This window comes from Phenylobacterium sp. (assembly GCF_030697305.1).
GTDB lineage: Bacteria > Pseudomonadota > Alphaproteobacteria > Caulobacterales > Caulobacteraceae > Phenylobacterium.
Genome location: NZ_JAUYQL010000095.1, coordinates 1 through 4,441, shown reverse-complemented (window position 1 = coordinate 4,441; position 4,441 = coordinate 1). Strand labels below are relative to the sequence as shown.

Genomic DNA, 4,441 nt, shown 5'->3' with positions numbered 1-4,441 from the left:
TCGAGGCGCAGGCCGCCCAGCGCGAGGCTGGGCGCGGCGTGGCCGGCGGAGCGGCGCAGCAGGGCGCGCAGGCGGGCCAGCAGCTCCTCGGTGTGGAAGGGCTTGGTGAGATAATCGTCGGCGCCGGCGTCGAACCCTGCGACCTTCTCGCTCCAGGCGCCACGGGCGGTGAGGATCAGCACCGGCGTGGTCATGCTCTCGCGCCGCCAGCGCTCCAGCACCGAGACGCCGTCGACCTTGGGCAGGCCCAGGTCGAGGATCACCGCGTCGTAGGGCTCCGTCTCGCCGAGGAACTGGGCCTCCTCGCCGTCCGGGGCATGGTCGACCGCATAGCCGGCGTCGGCCAGCGCCAGCTTCAGCTGACGCGACAGGTCGGGATCGTCTTCCACCAGCAGGATGCGCACAGCCGTATCTCCGCTTTGCCTCTAGCCGCCCTGGCGCGACAGGATCGCGCCGCTCTCGGCGTCGACGATGAAGATCACCACGCGGCCGTCGGGCAATTGCCATTGGACGAAGAAAGCCGGGCGGCCGCCGAAATCGCCTTGGGTGGTGTTCAAATGTCGGCCCGGCGTGCGCTGGGCGATCATCGCCAGCACCCGCGAAAGCGGCGCCTGGCGACCGGCGCGCACCGCGTCGCGGGCTCGGTCCTGATCGCCGCCGTCGGCCCCGAGCGAGGGCCGGCCGCCGTCACGCCACGGCTGCGCCACGCCGGCGGCGGGCGCGGCGAGCGCGGTGCAGAGCGCGAGGATGGCGAGGAGCCGGTTCATGCGGTCAGGAGATAGCCTGTGCGCCCTGAACCCAGGGTGAATACCCGGCCGCCCGGCGGTTCACGCCCGGCGACGCGGCTTGTAGGCGCGGTCCTTGCGCCAGGTTTCGGCGAAGGCCTCGAGTTCCGGATCCGGCGTGTCCGGCAGGGTGATCACCAGGCGGGCGAACAAATCGCCACGCTTGCCCTGGCCGTTGGGCAGGCCGCGTCCCTTGAGCCGCAGGCGCGCGCCGCTGTTGGAGCCCTTGGGTACGGTCAGCGTGACCGCGCCCTCGGGCGTCGGCGCCTCGACCTTGCCGCCCAGTACGGCGTCATAGACGGTCACGGGCAGATCCATCACCAGCACGTCGCCCTCAACCTTGAAGACCGGGTGCGGCTTGACGCTGATTTCGATGAAGGCGTCGCCGGGCGCGGTGCGGCCTGGCGCGCCCTGCCCCTTGAGCCGCAGGGTCTGGCCCTCTTGAGCGCCCTTGGGGATGGTCACGTCGATGGTGCGCCCGTCCGAGAAGGCGATGCGTTTCTTGCCGCCGGCGATCGCCTCCTCGAGGTCGATCTCCAGCTTGGCGCGCACATCGGCGCCCCGCTGCGAGAAGCCGCCGAATCCGCCGCCTGCCCCGCCGCCGCCGCGCGGTGCGCCGCCACGGTTGAACATCTCGCCCAGGATATCGCCGAGGTCGACGCCCTCGAAGCTTTCCGACCGGTAGGCCCCGCCGCGCGGGCCGCCGCCTGCGCCGAAAGGACCGCCCGGCCCGCCGCCGAAGCCGCCGCGCATGGTCTCGCGGCCATCAGCGTCGATCTCGCCAGCGTCGAACTTCTTGCGCTTGACCTCGTCACCGACAATGTCGAAAGCCGCGCTGACCTGCTTGAAGCGTTCCTCGGCCGCCTTATTTCCGGGGTTGGCGTCCGGGTGGTGCTGCTTGGCGAGCTTGCGGAACGCCTTGCGGACCTCATCGGCGTTCGCACTGCGGGATACGCCCAGTTCCTGATAGGGATCGCGCGCCAAGGACTTCCTCGAAAATGATACGGGTTCAACGCCCCTGATTTGGGCGGCTTCTATGCCGGGTGCAAGAGATGGCTGCGGCGGGTCCGGCGCAGCTTGACTATAGGTTCACGATGCGTCCGCTGGCCGGACCGTCCTTTTCAGGGTGTCGAGATGTCGTTGGAGACGCTGCTGCTGACCCCTTCGGGCCGCATCGGGCGCAAGAGCTTCTGGCGGGGATATCTATTCCTCATCCTGGCGGCGTTCCTGATCAGCATCCCGATCGGCGTCTGGAGCGCCTGGGCGCTCGACAACATGCCGAAGGAAGACGCCGAGATGCGCTCGAACCTGATGAGCTGGGCGGCTCAGGCGGCGTTGTTCTTCCCCGGGCTGTGCCTGACGGTGAAGCGGCTGCACGATCACGGCCGCACCGGCTGGTGGTACGTGGTTCCCACCGTGGTGATGGTGGTGACCATCGGCCTGGCTGTGATGGTCGGAGGGCCGGAGGTGCTGTCGAAGGACGCGCCGGCGGGACCCTCGACGGCGTTGGGAATCCTGATGGGGGGAATGCTGATTGCGCTGACCATGATGGTCGCCATGCTGATCTACCTGGGCGCGCTGCCCGGCGAAAAGGGCGCCAACCGCTTCGGCCCGCCGGAAGTCCCGCCCGAGCCTACGCGACCTTAGTCATCGCTTCGGTCGCGCAGCAGGTCCCAGGCGGCGAAGTCGAGGGCGTCCTCGGAATCCGCTAGCGCCACCTCGCTGACCGTCTGGCCACGCACCGAGATACCCGCCGCATGGACGCTTTCAGGATCGCCGCTCACCAACGGGTGCCAGTCCGACAGCCCACGGCCTTCATTGATGCGACGGTAGGCGCAGCTCAGCGGCATCCACTCCAGCGCGTCGATGTTCCAGGGCGTGAGTTTGATACAATCGGGCACATGGCGCTTGCGGTTGGCATAGTCCATGCAGCGACAGGCCTGGCTGTCGAACAGCTTGCAATGCACCCGCGTCGGAATGATCTCGCCCGTGTCCTCTTCCTCGAACCGAACCAGACAGCAGAGCCCGCAGCCGTCGCACAGGCTCTCCCATTCGCGCACGGTCATCTGCGCGAGGGTCTTGGTCTCCCAGAAAGGTCTCGTCGCCATGGGCGAGCCGTCCTAAACCAAACCCGCCGGTTAACCAACCGCCGACCAGGCTGCAGAGCGCTGTGATCCCAGGTTCCCACACCCGCAAGGACCCCGCGCCTCGCCCGGACAAGCCGCCGCGACGCCGCGGATGGCTGCTGCGTCGGGCGCTCGCGGCGTTGGGCGTGCTGACGGTGCTCGTCACGGTGGGCGGGCTCGCCGCCGCGGTCTGGGTCCAGAAGACCTATCTGACCGACCTGCCGCCGCTGCCGGCGCGCGAGCAGCTCTATGCCTTCAACCGCACGCCGGCGATCAAGTTCTTCGACCGGACCGGCCAACCGATCGCCGAGCGCGGCCCGCGGTATGGCGACCAGGTGTTCGTGGCCCAGCTTCCGGCCTATGTGCCACGCGCCATGCTGGCCGCCGAGGATCGGCGCTTCTACAGCCACGGCGCGGTCGACCTGTGGGCGATCGGGCGCGCGGCGTTCGCCAACCACAAGGCGGGGAAGATCGTCGAAGGCGGCTCCACCCTCACCCAGCAACTCGCCAAGACACTGTTCCTGACCCCGGACCAGACCTTCCGGCGCAAGGTGCAGGAGGCGGTGCTGGCCGAGCGGCTGCACCGGCTGCTGAGCAAGGACGAGATCCTCGAACTGTACCTCAACCGCGTCTACTACGGCGCCAACACCTTCGGCCTCGACGGCGCGTCGCGCACCTATTTCGGCAAGCCCGCGAGCCAGCTCACCCTGCCGGAAGCCGCGCTGCTGGCGGCGATCCCCAAGGCGCCGACGAGGCTGGCGCTGAACCACGGCATGGAACAGGCGCTGCCGCGTTCGCACATGGTGCTGCACCGCATGCAGCGTGAAGGCTGGATCACCGCGGAGGAGGAGGCGCGCGCGATCGCCGCGCCGCCGAAGCTCGCGGCGACCGCGCAGGCCGACGACGGCGATTTCGGATGGGCGCTCGACTATGCGGCGACCGAAGCGATCCGCATGGCCGGGCCGAACTCGCCCGACCTGCTGGTGCGCCTGTCGATCGACCCGAAACTGCAACGCAGCGCCGCCCAGATCCTGCGCCAGACGGTGCGCGCCGAGGGCCGCGCCTCGCGGATGTCGGAGGCGGCTCTGGTCTCGCTCGCCCCGGACGGAGGCATCCGCGCCATGGTCGGCGGGACCGACTATGCTTCCAGCGTGTTCAACCGGGCCGTCCAGGCGCGCCGCCAGCCCGGATCCAGCTTCAAGCCGTTCATCTACGCCACCGCCCTGGAGCGCGGCGTGCGGCCGACCGACATCCGCGTCGACGCGCCGCTGCGCATCGGCCGCTGGAGCCCGGAGAACTACGGCGGCGGCCACTACGGCGCGGTGATGGTGCAGACGGCGCTGGCCCGGTCGATCAACACCGTGGCGGTGCGGCTGGCCCAGGAAGCAGGGCCCGCGGCGATCGGCTCGCTGGTCCGGCGCTTCGGCTTCACCAGCCTGCCGGACGAGCCCGGCCTGTCGGTGGCGTTGGGCGCCTACGAAGGCAGCGTGCGGGAGATGGCCAGCGCCTTCCAGGTGTTCCAGCAGGCCG

6 protein-coding genes are annotated in these 4,441 nt (G+C 69.6%); 2 read left to right on the top strand and 4 right to left on the bottom strand.

What is annotated here, in order from left to right:
- The 3 genes from Q8R27_RS10055 to Q8R27_RS10045 form a co-directional block, all read right to left on the bottom strand.
- The coding region (locus Q8R27_RS10055) for a response regulator transcription factor (protein ID WP_305698890.1) at window positions 1-404 on the bottom strand (404 nt) is incomplete at its 3' end.
- Window positions 405-425: 21 nt separating this feature from the next.
- Window positions 426-767 carry a PepSY domain-containing protein gene (locus Q8R27_RS10050; protein ID WP_305698889.1) on the bottom strand — a complete coding sequence of 114 codons (342 nt, stop codon included), beginning with the start codon at window positions 765-767 and terminating at the stop codon, window positions 426-428.
- Between the two features lie 60 nt (window positions 768-827).
- Window positions 828-1,769 carry a J domain-containing protein gene (locus tag Q8R27_RS10045; protein ID WP_305698888.1) on the bottom strand — a complete coding sequence of 314 codons (942 nt, stop codon included), beginning with the start codon at window positions 1,767-1,769 and terminating at the stop codon, window positions 828-830.
- A gap of 150 nt (window positions 1,770-1,919) precedes the next feature.
- On the opposite strand from Q8R27_RS10045, the gene Q8R27_RS10040 reads away from it, so the two are divergent.
- The gene (locus Q8R27_RS10040) at window positions 1,920-2,432 is read left to right on the top strand and encodes a DUF805 domain-containing protein (RefSeq protein WP_305698887.1); all 513 of its coding nucleotides are present in this window, start codon (window positions 1,920-1,922) and stop codon (window positions 2,430-2,432) included.
- Here Q8R27_RS10040 and Q8R27_RS10035 read toward each other — a convergent pair.
- The gene (locus Q8R27_RS10035; RefSeq protein WP_305698886.1) at window positions 2,429-2,893 is read right to left on the bottom strand and encodes a YcgN family cysteine cluster protein; all 465 of its coding nucleotides are present in this window, start codon (window positions 2,891-2,893) and stop codon (window positions 2,429-2,431) included. The two genes, Q8R27_RS10040 and Q8R27_RS10035, sit on opposite strands and share 4 nt — an antisense overlap.
- Between Q8R27_RS10035 and Q8R27_RS10030 the strand changes: the two genes are divergently transcribed.
- The coding region (locus Q8R27_RS10030; protein WP_305698891.1) for a transglycosylase domain-containing protein at window positions 2,836-4,441 on the top strand (1,606 nt) is incomplete at its 3' end. The two genes, Q8R27_RS10035 and Q8R27_RS10030, sit on opposite strands and share 58 nt — an antisense overlap.